General features: G+C 64.0%; 13 protein-coding genes. 9 read left to right on the forward strand and 4 right to left on the reverse strand.

From position 1 onward, the window contains the following. Both V7E26_RS16255 and V7E26_RS16260 read left to right on the forward strand, forming a co-directional pair. On the forward strand, positions 1–692 hold a 692-nt coding region (locus tag V7E26_RS16255), incomplete at its 5' end, for a threonine synthase (protein ID WP_324417776.1). A 128-nt stretch (positions 693–820) separates the two neighbouring features. Continuing rightward, on the forward strand, positions 821–1,792 hold the full coding sequence (locus V7E26_RS16260; protein WP_324417777.1) for a tripartite tricarboxylate transporter substrate binding protein BugD: 972 nt from the start codon (positions 821–823) through the stop codon (positions 1,790–1,792). Between the two features lie 105 nt (positions 1,793–1,897). Here V7E26_RS16260 and V7E26_RS16265 read toward each other — a convergent pair whose 3' ends face one another. Further along, entirely contained in the window at positions 1,898–2,845 is a 948-nt protein-coding gene (locus V7E26_RS16265) for a calcium-binding protein (protein WP_324417778.1), read from the reverse strand. A gap of 844 nt (positions 2,846–3,689) precedes the next feature. Between V7E26_RS16265 and ilvD the strand changes: the two genes are divergently transcribed. Continuing rightward, positions 3,690–5,414 carry a dihydroxy-acid dehydratase gene (gene ilvD / locus V7E26_RS16270; RefSeq protein ID WP_324417779.1) on the forward strand — a complete coding sequence of 575 codons (1,725 nt, stop codon included), beginning with the start codon at positions 3,690–3,692 and terminating at the stop codon, positions 5,412–5,414. Next, the gene (locus V7E26_RS16275; protein ID WP_324417780.1) at positions 5,401–6,246 is read left to right on the forward strand and encodes a tetratricopeptide repeat protein; all 846 of its coding nucleotides are present in this window, start codon (positions 5,401–5,403) and stop codon (positions 6,244–6,246) included. The genes ilvD and V7E26_RS16275 overlap by 14 nt, the downstream gene beginning before the upstream one ends. Positions 6,247–6,422: 176 nt before the next feature. Here V7E26_RS16275 and xth read toward each other — a convergent pair whose 3' ends face one another. After that, positions 6,423–7,214 carry an exodeoxyribonuclease III gene (gene xth / locus V7E26_RS16280; RefSeq protein ID WP_324417781.1) on the reverse strand — a complete coding sequence of 264 codons (792 nt, stop codon included), beginning with the start codon at positions 7,212–7,214 and terminating at the stop codon, positions 6,423–6,425. Between the two features lie 205 nt (positions 7,215–7,419). Between xth and V7E26_RS16285 the strand changes: the two genes are divergently transcribed. The 3 genes from V7E26_RS16285 to V7E26_RS16295 are packed head-to-tail and all read left to right on the forward strand — an operon-like array spanning position 7,420 to position 12,545. After that, on the forward strand, positions 7,420–8,550 hold the full coding sequence (locus V7E26_RS16285; RefSeq protein WP_324417783.1) for an efflux RND transporter periplasmic adaptor subunit: 1,131 nt from the start codon (positions 7,420–7,422) through the stop codon (positions 8,548–8,550). 3 nt (positions 8,551–8,553) lie between these two features. Continuing rightward, the gene (locus V7E26_RS16290) at positions 8,554–11,682 is read left to right on the forward strand and encodes an efflux RND transporter permease subunit (RefSeq protein ID WP_324417785.1); all 3,129 of its coding nucleotides are present in this window, start codon (positions 8,554–8,556) and stop codon (positions 11,680–11,682) included. Between the two features lie 17 nt (positions 11,683–11,699). Beyond that, on the forward strand, positions 11,700–12,545 hold the full coding sequence (locus tag V7E26_RS16295) for an amidohydrolase family protein (RefSeq protein WP_324417787.1): 846 nt from the start codon (positions 11,700–11,702) through the stop codon (positions 12,543–12,545). Between the two features lie 34 nt (positions 12,546–12,579). On the opposite strand, the gene V7E26_RS16300 is transcribed toward V7E26_RS16295, so the two are convergent. Together V7E26_RS16300 and V7E26_RS16305 are read right to left on the reverse strand one after the other, a co-directional pair. Next, a complete protein-coding gene (locus V7E26_RS16300) occupies positions 12,580–13,554 on the reverse strand; it encodes a tripartite tricarboxylate transporter substrate binding protein BugD (RefSeq protein WP_324417789.1) in 975 nt (324 codons plus the stop codon). 74 nt (positions 13,555–13,628) lie between these two features. Further along, entirely contained in the window at positions 13,629–14,702 is a 1,074-nt protein-coding gene (locus V7E26_RS16305) for a tartrate dehydrogenase (RefSeq protein WP_324417791.1), read from the reverse strand. 121 nt (positions 14,703–14,823) lie between these two features. Between V7E26_RS16305 and V7E26_RS16310 the strand changes: the two genes are divergently transcribed. Beyond that, complete coding sequence (locus V7E26_RS16310) at positions 14,824–15,729, forward strand: LysR family transcriptional regulator (protein ID WP_324417793.1); 906 nt, start codon at positions 14,824–14,826, stop codon at positions 15,727–15,729. A 277-nt stretch (positions 15,730–16,006) separates the two neighbouring features. Further along, a complete protein-coding gene (locus V7E26_RS16315; RefSeq protein ID WP_324417795.1) occupies positions 16,007–17,449 on the forward strand; it encodes an amidase in 1,443 nt (480 codons plus the stop codon). Positions 17,450–17,495: the final 46 nt, after the last annotated feature.

Here is a 17,495-nt window from a genome sequence, read left to right on the forward strand (position 1 = left end):
CCACCGTCTACCGCGTCAACGGCCTGATCGACGATTGCGGCAAGATCGTCGGCGAAGGGAAGGCGAAGGTCGGCTGGTTCGACACGTCGACCCTGAAGGAGCCGTACCGGATCGAGGGCAAGAAGACGATGGGGCTGGAGCTCGCCGAGCAGCTCGGCTGGGAAGTGCCCGACGTGATCTTCTATCCGACCGGCGGCGGCACCGGCCTGATCGGCATGTGGAAGGCGTTCGCCGAGCTGGAAGCCATCGGTTTCATCGGCTCGAAACGGCCGCGGATGGTGGCGGTGCAGGCGTCCGGCTGTGCGCCGATGGTGCGTGCTTTTGAAGCAGGCACCGAGCACGCGCCGCGCTGGGAAGACGCGCGTACGATCGCCTCGGGCATTCGCGTGCCGCAGGCAGTCGGGGATTTTCTGATCCTGCGCGCCGTCCGCGAGAGCAAGGGATTTGCGATTGCGGTCCCGGACGAGATGATTTCCGCTGCGCTGAACGACGTGGCGCGCGAGGAGGGGCTGTTGCTGTGTCCGGAGGGCGCAGCGACCTACGCCGCCTACCAGCAGAGCCTCGCCGAAGGTCGGGTTGCCAAGACCGATCGTGTCGTGCTGTTTAACTGCGCGACCGGGCTTAAATACCCGCTGCCGCCGGTCACGCGCACACTCGATCGTCATCAGCCGATCGACTACGCGCAGTTCTAGCCGCCATTATTCTGACCGTCATTGCGAGGAGCGAAGCGACGAAGCAATCCAGCTCTCCACATGCGGCGCGATGGATTGCTTCGCTGCGCTCGCAATGACGACAACAAGAAATTTGAGGGAGGAATATGATGCGTAAGGCTATCTGGGCCGCCTTGGCGATGTCACTGGCATTCGGTGGCCCTGTCGCCGCCCAGACCTTCCCCTCGCGCCCCATCACCATCATCGTGCCGTTCTCCGCCGGTGGGCCGTCGGATGCGATGGCGCGGATTCTCGCCGAGCGCATGAAGGTCTCGCTCGGCGAAACAGTGCTGGTCGAGAACGTGACCGGGGCGGGCGGATCGGTCGGCGTCGCCCGCGCGGTGCGCTCGCCCGCCGACGGCTATACGATCAGTTTCGGCCACCTCGGCACCCACGTCGCCAATGGTGCGATCTACAAGCTCGGCTACGACCTCGTCACCGATCTCGAGCCGGTCGCGCTGCTGCCGAGCAACCCAATGATCATCGTCAGCAAGAAGGCGGTTCCCGCCGCCACGCTGAAGGAATTCGTGGCGTGGCTGAAGGCGCAGCCGGCGGCGCCGACCGCGGGTACCGCCGGCGCCGGTTCCGGCAGCCACATCGCCGGGCTGTATTTCGAGAACGTCACCGGCATCAAGCTGCAATATGTGCCGTATCGCGGCACGGGCCCGGCGATGAACGATCTCGTGGCCGGCCAGATCGACATGATCGTCGACCAGACCTCGAACTCGATCGGCCAGGTGCGTGCCGGCAACATCCGCGCCTATGCCATCACGGATTCCAAACGTGTCGATTCGGCCGCCGACATTCCCACCGTGGACGAGGCCGGGCTGCCCGGCTTCCACATGACGCTGTGGTCCGGCCTGTGGGTGCCCAAGGACACGCCAAAGGACGTCGTCGCAAAGCTGAACGCGGCGGCGGTGGATGCGTTGAATGATCCGGCGGTGCGCAAGCAGCTCGAAAATCAGGGCTTGCAGATGCCGCCCAGGGACAAGCTCACGCCCGAGGCGCTCGGCGCCTGGCAGAAGGCCGAAATCGACAAATGGTGGCCGATGATCAAGGCCGCCAATGTGAAGGTGGATTGAAGCAGACGCAGTCCAGCGCCCGGTGACGACTGGATCGTAACCGGACGCTGGAGGACAAGGGCCGGGAGGCGGCCCTTGCCCGTGATCGTGTCTTTGTTGTTGGTTTTATGCGTGCATGGCCGCCATTGCGGCTGCGTCGTGGTGGCCGCCGTCGGTGCCGCCATCGGGCAGCACGCCGTCGTCCTCGATCTCGAAGTGCGCGCCGTTGAGTTCGCCGACCTTCTCGTAGGCGCCATACACCGTCTGGGTCACGGCGATATCGCTCTGCTTCACCAGGTTGCCGTAGACGGTGATGGTGCCGAGCAGATCCTCGTCATGCGCGCCAGCGTTGCCCTGCTGGCTGATGACGGTGATCACGCTGTAGTCGTTCCGGCCGTCGCCGTTGCTGTCCTTGTACTCGATCGACTTGACCTCGGCGGTGTGCGCCGAGATTTCGATCTTGTCACCCTGGGCGCGGTTGAAGTCGCGGATCACGTCGTTGCCGAAGCCGTCGACCCAGTGATCGTGAACGGCGTTGTTCTCGCCGGTCACGCCGACCCAGTCGATGGTGCCGTCGTCGTTGACATGCTTGGCGACGATTTCGTCCTTGGCGTTCACCATGCCTTCGAAGCGGAACGTATCGCCGCCGGCGCCACCGGTGAGGGTGTCGTTGACGGCTTTGAACGCCGCGGTTTCAGCCGCGAAAATCTGCGTCGTGCCGTCCTGCGCCGCGACCATCTCGCCCGCATCCGAGCGGCTGAGCAGCACGTCGTTGCCGGCGCCGCCGTCCATCCGGTCGGCGCCGAAGCCGCCGACGAGAAGGTCTGCGCCAGTGCCGCCGGAGAGATTGTCATTCCCCGAGCCACCCCAAAGCTTGTCAGCGCCGGAGCCGCCGCTGAGCGTGTCGTTGCCGGCCATGCCGGAAACATCGTCGTCGCCCCTGCCGCCGGACAGGTTGTTGCCGCCCGTCGATCCGTTCAAATGATCATGGTCGGACGTGCCGCCGCCGAACCTGGCGAAAAAATCTTCGAAGCGATTGTCATCGAAGAATCGGTTCAGATTGAAGCGTGCCATTATTCAAAACCTCTTGCTCAGAGGCCTCACGAACTAGAAATCACCACAGACTCTGGGACAGCCTCGCGTGATGCGCGGGACGGAAGGACGTGAGGCAGGATCCTTCACCCACATCGAAGGAAGAACAACAAAACGGGCCCGGGGCTGGACGTGTGAGCGGCGGTTTTGCGCTTCGCAGGGGCAATACAGTGACGCGAAAGGCGCTCGTGCGGCCACGACCAACGCACGCGCCAAAATTCCGGCGGCGTTCAAAACCCCTGCGACAAACTGCGCATTACATTGTTCTCTCGTGCATATGAACGGCGCGCGTCGCCAATGGCGTGGCGCGGTCCGCATCACGGCGTGACGAAAACTGGCGCAAAAAGTGCCGGCCGCACAAAAACGACGCGATCGATTTTGAACGGATCTAAATTTGCACCGCGCGCCGCCAACGTCGAAGGGATCGAATGACCGGACACTACATCGTGCACTTCGACCGTGTGATTCGCGGCGAGGCTCGCCCCGTCCTGAAATTCGGCGACTCGCGCCGGGAGGAGCGGCGACGCGGATGCGAGAGGTTTAAATAGTAATCGCCCTTGGGTTGTCTTTCGCAAGGATTAGTCACGCCGTTCAGTTTGCTTTGGCCGAATAATGGTTGCCGCCGCGCCACGATTGTTGCGAGACCGCAACAGTAAGCGAACTTTTGGTTAACGACCCCGGCCGCTCTTGCTCGCGCCGCTATTTAGCCACACCCCTCAATGAAACCATTACCTTCTCAAGCTGATTAGCCACAGCGCCAGTGAAGGCGACGGGAGATTACTCCCGAGACCGACAAGGAGATGGCTGAGGAGCCAGGTTCGCGCGGATGGACGCCAAGACCGACATCAAGAAGAGGTTGCCGAGCCGTCACGTGACGGAGGGGCCGGAGCGTGCTCCGCATCGGTCGTACCTCTATGCGATGGGGCTGACCACCGAGCAGATCCACCAGCCCTTCGTCGGCGTCGCGTCGTGCTGGAATGAGGCCGCGCCCTGCAACATCTCGCTGATGCGCCAGGCCCAGGCGGTCAAGAAGGGCGTCGCCGCCGCCGGCGGCACCCCGCGTGAATTCTGCACCATCACCGTGACCGACGGCATCGCCATGGGCCATGACGGCATGCGCTCGTCGCTGCCGTCACGCGAGTGCATCGCCGATTCGGTCGAACTGACCGTTCGGGGCCACGCCTATGACGGGCTGGTCGGGCTGGCGGGCTGCGACAAATCGCTGCCGGGCATGATGATGGCCATGGTCCGGCTCAACGTGCCCTCGATCTTCATTTATGGCGGCTCGATTCTGCCGGGCAATTTCCGCGGCCAGCAGGTCACGGTCCAGGACATGTTCGAGGCCGTCGGCAAGCATTCGGTCGGCGAGATGTCGGATGCCGACCTCGACGAAATCGAGCGGGTGGCGTGCCCGTCGGCCGGCGCGTGCGGCGCACAATTCACCGCCAACACCATGGCAACCGTGTCCGAAGCGATCGGGCTGGCACTGCCCTATTCGGCTGGCGCGCCGGCGCCCTACGAGATTCGCGACGCGTTTTGCGCCACCGCGGGCGAAAAGATTCTGGAGCTGATCTCGGCCAACCTCCGGCCGCGCGACATTGTGACCCGCCGCTCGCTGGAGAACGCTGCCGCCGTGGTCGCGGCGTCGGGCGGTTCGACCAATGCTGCGCTGCACCTTCCGGCCATCGCGCATGAGTGTGGAATCAAGTTTGACTTATTCGACGTCGCCGAAATCTTCAAAAAGACACCATATGTCGCGGATTTGAAGCCGGGGGGCCGTTATGTTGCCAAAGACATGTTCGAGGTTGGCGGCATACCGCTTCTGATGAAGACGCTGCTCGACAATGGCTACCTGCACGGGGATTGCATAACCGTCACGGGCCGTACGATCGCCGAAAACCTCAAGAGCGTGAAATGGAATCCGCACCAGGACGTGGTGCGGTCCGCCGACAACCCGATCACGGTTACGGGAGGGGTTGTCGGGCTGAAGGGTAATCTGGCGCCGGAGGGTGCGATCGTGAAGGTCGCGGGCATGTCGAAGCTGAAGTTTACTGGTCCTGCCCGGTGCTTTGACCGCGAGGAAGACGCCTTCGATTCGGTCCAGAAGAAAACCTACAAGGAGGGCGAGGTCATCGTGATCCGCTACGAGGGGCCGCGTGGCGGTCCCGGTATGCGCGAGATGCTCTCGACCACGGCGGCGCTGACCGGGCAGGGGATGGGCGGCAAGGTCGCCCTGATCACCGACGGCCGGTTCTCCGGCGCCACCCGCGGCTTCTGCATCGGCCATGTCGGACCGGAGGCGGCCGTGGGCGGTCCGATCGCCCTGTTGCAGGATGGTGACATTATCGAGATCGACGCCGAGGTCGGTACCCTTAACGTAAAATTGACCGACGCCGAACTCTCCGAACGTAAAACCAAATGGTTGCCCCGACAGACTAACCACACGTCGGGTGCGCTGTGGAAATATGCCCAACAGGTTGGGCCGGCGGTGGATGGGGCTGTAACCCATCCTGGCGGTGCGCACGAGAAACAGTGTTATGCGGACATCTAGGCGTATCATATTCGCGTTGATGCTGGGCGCCGCACCGGTGGCAGCCCCCGGTTTTGCATTCGATGGCGCGCCGGTGAAGCCGGATGCTTCGCTGCCGGCGCTCAACCAGCCGCCCGCCGCGGCGGCCGTCACGGCCCAGGCTCTCAAGAAGGTTCCGTCGTCGCCCGCGACCGCAACGCCGGTTGCCGCGCCCTCGCTGACCTCGCTGCAATACGCCGCCGAGGGCGGCCATCCGGTCGCGCAGTGGAAGCTCGGGCGGATGTATGCCGATGGCGATGGCGTCGTGCAGGACGATCTGCGCGCCTTCGAATATTTCAGCCGCATCGCCAACGCGCATGCCGAGGACAGCCCGTCGGCGCCGCAGGCAACGATCGTTGCCAACGCCTTCGTGGCGCTGGGCCGCTACTATCTCAGCGGCATCCCGAATTCGAAGATCAAGGCGGACTCCGAGCGAGCGCGGGAGATGTTCTCCTATGCCGCGTCCTATTTCGGCAATGCGGATGCGCAGTACGATCTGGCGCGGCTCTACCTGAAGACGCCGGACGCCTCGCGTGACGATTACCGCTACGGCGCGCGCTGGCTGGGTCTGGCGGCCCAGAAGGGCCAGCACCAGGCGCAGGCGATGCTCGGCCAGATGCTGTTCAACGGCGACCGCCTGCCGCGGCAGGCCGCGCGCGGCTTGATGTGGCTGACGCTGGCGCGTGACAACGCGGCGCCTGACGAGACCTGGATCCGCGAAAGCTACAACCGCGCCTTCGCCAAGGCCTCCGACGACGACCGTGCCTCGGCGCTGCAGATGCTCGAGCACTGGGTGCAGGGCAAGCGCGATTGAGGCTGGCGAAGCCGTGGCTGCCGTAAGATAGGCAAAGGCGCGCCAGCGCCGCGCCCTCCGTTCTCTCCGAACCGTTGCGAAGAAGCGGTGGGCACGCTCCGCTTTGCCTGCCCTACGACTGCGGCGAGACCAACGATCACCGGCACCGGGTCGCGAATCTCCACGTTCGCTCCCGCTCAAGCCGTCTCCAGATCGAAATCCGCCCACACCGGCACGTGGTCGGACGGCTTCTCCCAGGCGCGGACATAGCTGTCGATGCCGACATTGGCGAGCCGGTCGCTGGCCTGCGGCGAGAGCAGGAGGTGGTCGATGCGCAGGCCCCAGTTCTTCTGCCAGGCGCCCGCCTGATAGTCCCAGAAGGTGTAGAGATTGGGCTCGTCGGTCACCGCGCGCAGCGCGTCCGTCAGCCCGAGGCCGAGCAGCGCCTGGAAGGCCTCGCGGGTTTGGGGGCGGAACAGCGCGTCATTGGTCCAGGCGGCGGGGTTATAGACATCTCGGGCGGCCGGAATGACGTTGAAGTCGCCTGCCAGCACGAACGGCTCTTCCATTCCTAGCCGCTCCTTCGAATACTCAAGAAGCCGTGACATCCACTTGAGTTTGTAGGGATATTTGTCGGTATCCGGCGGATTCCCGTTGGGCAGATAGAGGCAGGCGATCCGCATCACGCCGGTCTTCAGCGTCACCACGCCTTCGAGGAATCGGGCGTGGGCGTCCTCGTCGTCGCCGGCCAGGCCCGATTTGGTCTCGTCGAACGGCAGTTTCGACAGCAGCGCCACGCCGTTGAAGGTCTTCTGGCCGTGGGTGACCACGTTATAGCCGAGCGCCTCGATCTCCAGCCGCGGGAACGCCTCGTCGACGCATTTGATTTCCTGCAGGCAGACGATGTCCGGCGAGCACTCCTTGAGCCAGGTCAGGAGGTGCTCGATCCGCTGCCGGACCGAATTGACGTTCCAGGTGGCAATACGCATCAGGGGTCCGGGGGGTAGCGCATGATCCGGAAAATCCCGGGTTTTCATGCTCGAACGGGAAACGGTAACTACACATTTTCCGGCAGTGGCATACCATGTGCCGGACCGCTGTGGTAATCGTTTAGAAATAAGGCGCAAAAGTCGCTGTCAAGGGGCCGGAGAGGTTCGTCCCGTCCTTTTAGGGACGGCGAGCGTGAAAAAAATTATGAAAAAGCGTAGCTTCATCCTTCTTGTCGGCGCCATCGTCGTTGCCACGGCGGCCGGCTTTATCACCCGCTCATCGTGGATGGGCGGCAGCAGCAACGCCCAGGGCCCGCAGCGGCCGCGGATGGTTTCGGTCGAACTGGCCAAGGCGGAGCGCAAATCTGTTCCCGTCGACGTCGATGCTAACGGCATCGTGACGCCAATATCGAGCGTCGCGCTGAAATCGCGGCTGGAGACCACCATCGTCGCTGTGCATTTCGAGGATGGCGCCAGGGTCAACGAGGGCGATCTGCTGTTCACGCTCGACAGTCGTCAGATCGACGCGCAGATCGAGCAGGCCGAAGGCGTGCTTGCCAAGGACCAGGCGCAGCTCGAGGGCGCGCAGCGCGACCTCCGCCGTTACAACGATCTTGTCGGCAAGGGCGCCACAACGCAGGTCAATGTCGATAACGCCCGGACGCAGTCTGACATCCTGACCGGCACGATCAAGGCCGACCAGGCCGCGCTCGACAATCTCAAGGTTCAGAAGAGCTACACCACGATCCGCGCGCCGTTCGCGGGCCGGATCAGCGCCGCCAATGTGAAGGTCGGCAATTTCGTGCGTCCGGCCGACGTCGCGCCGCTTGCGGTCATCAACCAGATGGCGCCGGTCTATGTGACCTTCGCGGTTCCGCAGCGCGTGCTGGTCGATCTGCGGGAGTCGATGACGAAGGGAGTTTCGAGCGTCACGGCGACCATCCCGGGCCGTCAGAACTCGGAGACCGGCAAGGTCGCGATGGTCGAGAACACCGTCGATGCGACCACCGGCATGGTTACCGTGCGCGGCATCATGAGCAATCAGAGCGAGACGTTGTGGCCGGGCACGCTGGTCTCCACCAAGCTCATTATCCGCACCGAAGACGCGATCGTGGTGCCGACGGTCGCCGTTCAGCGCAGCCAGAGCGGCAATTTCGTTTTCGTCGTCAAGGACGGCGTTGCCAGGATTCAGCCGGTCTCGGTCGACCGCACCTCGCAGGGCATTTCGGTGATCTCGGAAGGGCTCTCCGGCGGTGAGAGCGTGGTGGTCGACGGGCAATTGCTGCTGTCCGACGGAACGCGGGTCGAGCCACGGGCCAAAAAGGCCGGGGCCTGACCGATGACGCTCTCCGAACTCTGCATCCGCCGGCCGGTCATGACGACGCTGATCACGGCGTCGATCATCGCGTTCGGCATCTTCGGCTTCCGCCTGCTCCCGGTCTCGGCGCTGCCGCGGGTCGATTTCCCGACCATTGCCGTAACGGCGACGCTGCCGGGCGCCAGCGCGGAGACCATGGCGGCGTCGGTCGCCGGCGTGATCGAGCGCCAGCTCTCGACCATTGCCGGCATTTCGTCGATGTCGTCGAACTCCTCGCAAGGCACCAGCCAGATCACGATCCAGTTCGACCTCAACCGCAATATCGATTCCGCGGCACTCGACGTCCAGACGGCGCTGACCATCGCGCAGCGCCGCCTGCCCATCGAGATGAAGATCCCGCCGAGTTTCCGCAAGGTGAACCCGGCCGATTTCGCCGTGTTGTTCGTGGTGCTCAATTCGGCCACGCTGCCGCTCTCGACGGTCAACGAATATGGCGAGATCACCATCGGCCAGACCCTGTCGCAGATTCCGGGCGTGGCCCAGGTCAGCGTGTACGGCGCACAGAAGTTCGCGGTTCGCGTCCAGGCCGATCCGGAGGCCGCCGCGGCGCGGGGGCTGTCGCTCGAGGACATCCGCAGCGCGGTTTCGGCCGCCAATTCCTCGACCCCGGTCGGCACCCTGAACGGACCGAAGCAGGACGTGGCGTTGCAGGCCTCCGGCCAGATGGACAAGGCGATGGACTATCGCCACATCGTGGTGGCCTGGCGCAACGGTTCCCCGGTCAAGCTGGATGAAGTCGCGCGGATCTACGACAGCGTCGAGAACGAGCGGATCGCGAGTTGGCTGAATGGCGAGCGCGCCATCGTTCTCGGCATCCAGAAGCAGCCGGACGCCAACACGGTGGCGGTGGTCGACGGGATCCTGGCCAAATTGCCGGTGTTGCGGGCGCAGATCCCGCCATCGGTCTCGATCAACGTGCTGATGGACCGGTCGATCTCCATTCGGCAGGCGGTGGCCGACGTCGAGGAGACGCTGCTTATCGCGATCGGTCTGGTCATCCTCGTCATCTTCCTGTTCCTGCGCTCGGCCTCGGCGACCTTCATTCCGGCGCTGGCGGTTCCGATCTCGCTGTTCGGCACCTGCGCCGTGATGTATGCGCTCGACTATTCCATCAACAACATGACGCTGCTGGCGCTGACGCTCTCGGTCGGCTTCGTGGTCGACGACGCCATCGTCATGCTGGAGAACATCGTCCGCCACATCGAGCACGGCATGCGGCCGTTCGAGGCGGCGCTCAAGGGTGCGCGCGAGATCGGCTTCACCATCATCTCGATCACCTTCTCGCTGATCGCCGTGTTCATCCCGGTGCTCCTGATGGGCGGCATCGTCGGCCGCGTGTTCCGCGAGTTCGCCGTCACCGTCTCGGTCGCGATCATCGTATCCGGCTTCGTCTCGCTGACGCTGACGCCGATGCTGTGCGCCCGCGTGCTGCGGGCCCATGACGCGACCAAGCGGCCGAACTTCGTGCTCCGCGGGTTCGAGGCGATGTTCGAGTCCTGGCTGCGAGCCTATGAATGGACTCTTGACTGGGTGCTGGCGCGCAAGAAGCTCATGCTCGGCGTGACGCTGGCGACGCTCGTCGGCACGGTCTACCTCTACACGATCGTGCCGAAAGGCTTCTTTCCGCAGGAGGATACCGGCTTTCTGATCGGTGTGACGGAAGCCGCCACCGACACGTCCTTCGATGCGATGAAGGAGCGGCAGCAGGCGCTGGTCGACATACTGAAATCCGATCCCGCAATCGATTACATCAATTCCACGGTCGGCGCCGGCGGGCCGAATCCGACCGCGAATTACGGGCGCCTGTTCGTCGCGCTGAAGCCGAAGAAGGAACGCGACAATCTCAACGTGATCATTGCGCGGATGCGTGCCAAGGCGCGGCAGGTTCCGGGAATGCAGGCTTTCTTCCAGCCGATCCAGAATCTCAATATCGGCGGCCGGATTTCCAAGAGCCAGTATCAATATGTGATGCAGAGTGGCGACACCGAGTCGCTGTACCGGGTGGCGCCCGAAATGCGCGACAAGATCGAGAAGGTGCCGGGCCTGCTCGACGTCACCACCGATCTCTACATCAAGAACCCGCAGATGACGGTCGATGTCGACCGGGAGAAGGCGGCGGTTTACGGCGTCACCGTCGACCAGGTGCGCAACCAGCTCTACAACGCCTACGGTTCGCGCCAGGTCGGCACCATCTACATGCCTTCGAACGACTACCAGATCATCCTGGAGGTGCAGCCGCAGTTCCGGGTCGATCCATCCGACCTCTCCAAGCTCTACATGAAGACGCAGAACAACCAGACCATCCCGTTGTCGGCGGTGGCAAGACTGGTTCCGACCGTAGGTCCGCTGCAGATCAACCATCAGGCGCAGCAGCCGGCGGTGACGATATCGTTCAACCTCGCTCCAGGCTATTCGCTGGGCTATGCGGTCGATGAGATCACCAAGCTTGAGCAGAGTTCGAACCTGCCGGCGACGATCGCCACCAACTTCTCAGGCACGGCGCAGGTATTTCAGGATTCGCTGCGCGGGCAGGGCGTCCTGATCCTCGCCGCGGTGTTCGCGGCCTTCGTCATCCTCGGCATTCTCTACGAGAGCTTCATCCACCCCATCACCATCATCTCGGGACTGCCCTCGGCCGGCATCGGCGCGATCCTGACGCTGATGCTGTTCGGAATGGAGATGTCGGTCATCGCCATGATCGGCATCGTGATGCTGGTCGGCATCGTCAAGAAGAACGCCATCATGATGGTCGACTTCGCGCTGGAGCGCCGCCGCGTCGGGCTGAGCGCCGAGCACGCGATCCGGGAGGCCGCGCTGTTGCGATTCCGCCCGATCATGATGACGACGTTCGCCGCGATCTTCGGCACGCTGCCGATTGCGCTCGGCGCGGGCGCCGGCGCCGAATTGCGGCAACCGCTCGGCGTCGCCGTGGTCGGCGGCCTCTGCCTCTCGCAACTGCTGACGCTGTACATCACGCCGGTCGTCTACATCTATCTCGACCGCATCGACCGCCGGCTGCGGCGCAAGCTCGAACCGCAGATGGAAGACCTGGGCGAGGGCGAGCGGCCGCACGTGGTCGCCGCCGAATGATGACCTTCGGTCGTGCGATGCGATCGGCCGTGCAAGGCGCGGCCTTGCTGATCGCGCTCGCATGCACTGCCGGCGCCGGCAGTCCGCTACGCGCGGACGAGCCGATCGAAATCTTCGACGCCCACCTGCACTACAATTGGGAGCCCAAGCCCTATTACAACGTCGACGAGGTGCTGGCGCTCTTCAGGAAGCATCGCGTCACCGGCATCCTCGCCACCAGCCGGCCGAACACCGGCACGCATGCATTGATGGAAGCGAAGCCCCAGGGCCTGCAGATCGTCCCGTTCATCCGGCCCTACCGCGTGCGCGCCGACATCCAGACCTGGTTCGGCGATCCCTCCATTTTCGACCTCGTGCAGGAGGAGTTCAAACGCAGCTATTACCGCGGCGTCGGCGAGTTTCACATCTCCGGCAAGGCCGCGGATAACGAGTGGGTGAAAAAGACCGTCGATTTCGCCGTCGAGCACGATCTCTATCTGCATGCTCATGCCGATGATGTCGCCGTCGAGATCCTGATGCGGCACAACCCGCGCGCCCGCATCATCTGGGCCCATACCGGCTTCGGGCTGTCGAGCGACCGCGTCGCGGAGATGCTGACGAAATATCCGAAGCTGTGGGGCGAACTGTCCTACCGCAGCGGCATCACCGACGGCGGCGGCAAGCTGACGGCCGAATGGCGCGCACTGTTCGAGCGCTTCCCGGACCGCTTTTTGCTCGGCTCCGACACCTGGATCAACGAGCGCTGGGAGCGCTACGGCGAAATCATGGCCGGTTATCGCGCGTGGCTGGCGCAGTTGCCGCCGAAGACCGCGGCGCAGATTGCGAACGGCAACGCGCGAGCGCTGTTCGGCGGCGAGCGCTAGCTCGACATAAGTCGAGCGCGCCGCTGTCGCTGTCTTAGTCCGCGAACTGCCCCGCCGCCTTGATGATCGGCGCCCAGCGATCGACTTCGCTGACCAGCTTTGCCTGCAACGCCTCCGGCGTCGCTTCGTTCTGCGGAACGGGTTCGGTGTTGATGTCGTTGAAACGCTTCACGAGGTCGGGGTCGCGCAGCGCTTCCTGCAGCGTTTTGGCGAGTTTCTGCACGATGTCGTCGGGCGTTCCCTTTGGCGCATAGATGCCGTGCCAGGCGCCGACCTCAAAGCCCTTCAGGCCGGCCTCGTCGGCGGTCGGCAGATCGGGCATCGAGCCGAGCCGCGTCTTCGTCGTGATGGCGTAGCTCTTGATCAGCTTTGACGCGATCGGCGCCGTGGTGTTGGTGGTCTGGTCGCAGGAGAGGTCGATCTGCTTTGCGATCAGATCGTTCATGACGGGCGCGTTGCCCTTGTAGGGTACGGTGAGGATTTCCTTGCCGGCGGCAGTCATGAACAGCATGCCGCAAAGGTGCGAGGCGGCGCCGAGACCGGCATTGCCGAAGGTCATCTTGTCGCCATTGGCCCTGATGTAGGTGACGAGTTCGGCAAGCGTGTTCGGCGGCAGGTCGGGCCGCCCGATGATCGTCATCGGCGCGTTGGTGACGAGGCCGATCGGCGCGAACGCCGTCTTCGTATCGTAATTCAGCTTGCGATACAGCGTCGCGGCCGTGGAGATGCCGATGTGGTGGATCAGGAGCGTGTAGCCGTCCGGGTCCGCGCGCGAGGCCCGGGTCGCCGCGATCGTGCCGCCGGCGCCGGTGGCGTTCTCGATCACGATGGTCTGGCCCAGGATTTTCGACATCGACTGCGCGGTCACCCGCGCCACCGTGTCGGTGGCGCCGCCGGCCGCGAAGGGCACCAGCAACGTGATCGGCCGGTTCGGATAGTTCTGCGCCGTCGCGGCCGAAGTCACCATGGCGAGTGTGAGCGCAATGGCGGCTGTCTTCTTCATCTGCATGACGTTTCCTTGTTTATTGTTCTGGTTTCGATCGCCGCGCTTCTGTTCTCGCGGTCGACCCGGCGCGCACGCCGTCACACGTTGGAGCTATGGATCGCGTCCAGCACGGCCTCGGTGACATCTTCGGTCGTCGCGATGCCGCCGACGTCGGGCGTCGTGATCCCGGCGCCGGTGACCTGCTCCACCGCGCGCATCAGCCGCGCGGAGGCCTCGGTCTCGCCGAGATGATCGAGCATCTGCGACGCCGTCCAGAAACTGGCCACCGGGTTGGCGATGCCCTTGCCGGTGATATCGAACGCCGAGCCGTGGATCGGCTCGAACATCGAGGGAAAGCGCCGCTCGGGGTCGATATTCGCGGTCGGCGCCACGCCGAGGCTGCCGGCCAGCGCGCCGGCGAGGTCGGAGAGGATATCGGCGTGCAGGTTGGTGGCGACGATGGTGTCGAGGCTCTGCGGCTTCAGCGTCATCCGCACCGTCATCGCATCGACCAGCATCTTGTCCCAGGTGACGTCAGGGAACTCTTTCGAAACGTCGGCGGCGATCTCGTCCCACATCACCATGCCGTGGCGCTGCGCGTTCGACTTGGTGACGACGGTGAGAAGCTTGCGCGTCCGCGACTGCGAGAGGCGGAACGCATAGCGCATGATGCGCTGGACGCCGACGCGGGTGAACACGGCGACTTCGGTGCCGACTTCCTCCGGCAGGCCGCGATGCACGCGCCCGCCGCAGCCGGCATATTCGCCTTCGGAGTTTTCCCGCACGATGACCCAGTCGAGGTCGCCGGGACCTGCGTGGCGCAGCGGCGAGGTGATGCCGGGCAGGATCCGGGTCGGCCGCACATTGGCGTATTGGTCAAAACCCTGGCAGATCGGCAGGCGCAGGCCCCACAGCGTGATGTGGTCGGGTACGTCAGGGGCGCCGACCGCGCCGAAATAGATAGCGTCGAACTTCTTAAGCCGTGTGAGCGCGTCGCTCGGCATCATCACGCCGTGCTTGCGATAGTAGTCGGAGCCCCAATCGAAGGTCTCGACGTTGAACCTGACGTCGCCGAGCCGCTTCTGCAGCGCCTGCAGCGTCTGCACGCCGGCGGCGATCACTTCCGGCCCGATACCGTCGGCCGGAATGGCGGCGATTGAATATTCACGCATCGAAATCTCCTTGAAACGGCCTCGGCCCGCGCTGTTTCAGGCCATCCTGAAGGCCATGACAATGCAGGGCAATCGTCTCGCATTTATACAAAAAATTGATATAATCCACCTGGGAGGAACGATGGATCTTCATCACCTGCGCTGCTTTGTGGCGGCTGCCGAGGAACTGCATTTTGGCCGGGCCGCGCAGCGGCTCGACATGCTGCCGTCGGCGCTCGGGCGTTTTATCCGCCTGCTCGAGGATGATCTCGGCACCCGGCTGATGACGCGCACGACGCGGAGCGTCGCGCTGACCGAGGAGGGCGCCGTGCTGCTGAAGGAGGCGCGGGCGCTGCTGGCGCAGGCCGATGCGCTGGCCGGGAAGTTCCGCACGCGCGGCCGCAAGCGCGCGGCGATCATTCGCGTCGGCGCGATCGACAGCGCCGCCGCGGGGCTGCTGCCGCGCCTCCTGCACGATTTCCGGAGAATCAGACCTGACGTGACCGTGCAACTGGTCGAGGACAAGACGGTGCGGCTGTTGCCGCGGCTGTTGTCCGGCCGGCTCGACCTCGCCTTCGTGCGTCCGCCTGACCGGCCCGACAAGCGGCTTGAGTTTCTGTTCCTGATGCAGGAGACCGCCGTCGTCGCGGTGGCTGAGCGCCATCCGCTCTCCCAGCGCAAACGCGTCACCATCGACGATCTCGAGGACGAGCCGCTGATCGTGCCGGAGCGCCGCTCGCGCCCGCACAGCCATGACCTCACCATGAAGCTGTTCGCCGAAGCCGGCCGCGAGGCGCGCGTCGCGCAGATCGCGGACGAGAAGCAGACCATCGTCAATTTGGTCTCCGCCGGCCTCGGCGTCGCCATCGTCCCGCGCTGGACATCGCGCATGGCGACCCGCGGCGTCCGCTTCATCCGCCTTGCCGCGTCCGACATGAACAAGCTGCCGCTCGCCGCCGCCTTCACCCGCGGCACCCGCGATCCGGTGCGGGACGATGTGCTGGAAATGCTGAAGGCCGACCTGCCGCGCTACGCCCGCGAGGCGTAGCCCGGGCGAGCGAAGCGACCCCGGGGCCGCTATCCCCGCATATCGCTGGCGCTCATGCGGGCTACGGTTTGTCCGCGCTACTTGCGCACAAAGCCGCGGGCGGGAAATAGAGCGCCCGCGACGTGTCCTCCTTCCATCGTCGATCGTGTCGTGTGAGGTTTGATCCAGGTCAAGGGCGCCAACCTGTGGTGCGCGAGGCTTTGCAAAGACCCGCTGTGCCTGACCTGCAACCACGGTCGCCGAGTGATGCACCTCAAGGGATTTTCGGATGGGACAAATGCATTACAAGTCTGCGACCGAGCTTGCTTCGCTGATCCGGCGAAAGAAGGTGGGCGCGCTCGAAATGCTCGACCATTTCCTCGCGCGCGTAGACAGATACAACCCGAAGCTCAACGCCATCATCTGGATGGATCGCGACAAGGCGCGAAGGCGCGCGAAGGCGGCTGACGCTGCACTGAAGAAAGGGCAGCGCCTCGGACCGCTGCACGGCGTGCCGATGACCATCAAGGAAAGCTATCAGGTAGCGGGCTCGCCCACGACGTGGGGCCTGCCAGCGATGAAGGACAATGTCACGGAGACGACATCCGTCGCGGCGCAGCGGATGATCGACGCGGGTGCCACGCTTTTCGGCAAGACCAATGTGCCAGTCGCGCTCGCAGACCACCAGAGCTACAACCCGATCTACGGCACGACCAACAATCCGTGGGATGTCACACGCACGCCCGGCGGCTCATCCGGGGGATCGGCGGCCGCGCTAGCTGCTGGTCTGACCGGCATCGATGCCGGGACCGACCTCGGTTCCTCGATCCGCAACCCCGCGCACTATTGCGGCATTTTCGGTCACAAGCCGACCCATGGAGTCGTGACCTTTCGCGGTGTCGCATTGCCCGGCATCCTCACCAATTTCGATATCGCGGTGCTCGGTCCGCTGGCGCGATCTGCGAGTGATCTCGATCTTGCGCTTGATATCATGGCGGGGCCCGACCCCGACGACGGCGGATACTCCAGGATTGTCCTGCCGCGATGTAAGAAGGTCGAACTCAGGCAATTCCGCGTCGCTATCAAGCTCAGCGACCCCAATTGCGAAGTTGATGGTGAATACGCAGACCAAATCCAGCTTCTCGTCGACCATCTTGCCAAGAGGGGAGTCAAAGTAAGTGAAGCAGCGCCAGACCTCGACACGGCACGTTTGGACGATGTCTTCATCCAGCTCAGCCGCGCCGCCGTCTCACTGGGAGTTAGCGATGCCGATATTGCCCCCTTGAAAGTGCTGGCGGCGGGGGGAGACAATGATCGCTTTTTGCAACGGAGCATCGCCGGATTGACCATGACCTACCGTGAATGGCTCAAGCTCGATAACGAGCGGCAACATATGCGGCTGAAGTTCAACGCGTTTTTCGAGGACCACGACATACTGCTTTGTCCTGTTGTCGCGTCCGCGGCGTACCCGCACGATCACACAGAGGAAGGCAAGCGCTGGCGCAGGCGAATCTCCGTCAATGGCAAAGAGCTGCCGCCGACGGACCAATCTTTCTGGGCGGGCTACGCCGGCCTTGTCTACCTGCCCGCGACGGTTGGTCCCGCTGGATTGACGCGCTCGGGCCTGCCGGTCGGCTATCAGGCGATCACCGCGCAGGGCAGGGACAAGACCTCGCTCGCCTTCGCGAAGCTCGTTGAAAAGGATTTCGGCGGCTTCACGCCGCCACCCGGCTACGATTGATCGCGAAATCCACCTATCCCTTGGTCGAGTTCGCTAACGCTCGCAA

Source organism: Bradyrhizobium sp. (genome assembly GCF_036735945.1).
Taxonomy (GTDB): Bacteria; Pseudomonadota; Alphaproteobacteria; order Rhizobiales; family Xanthobacteraceae; genus Bradyrhizobium.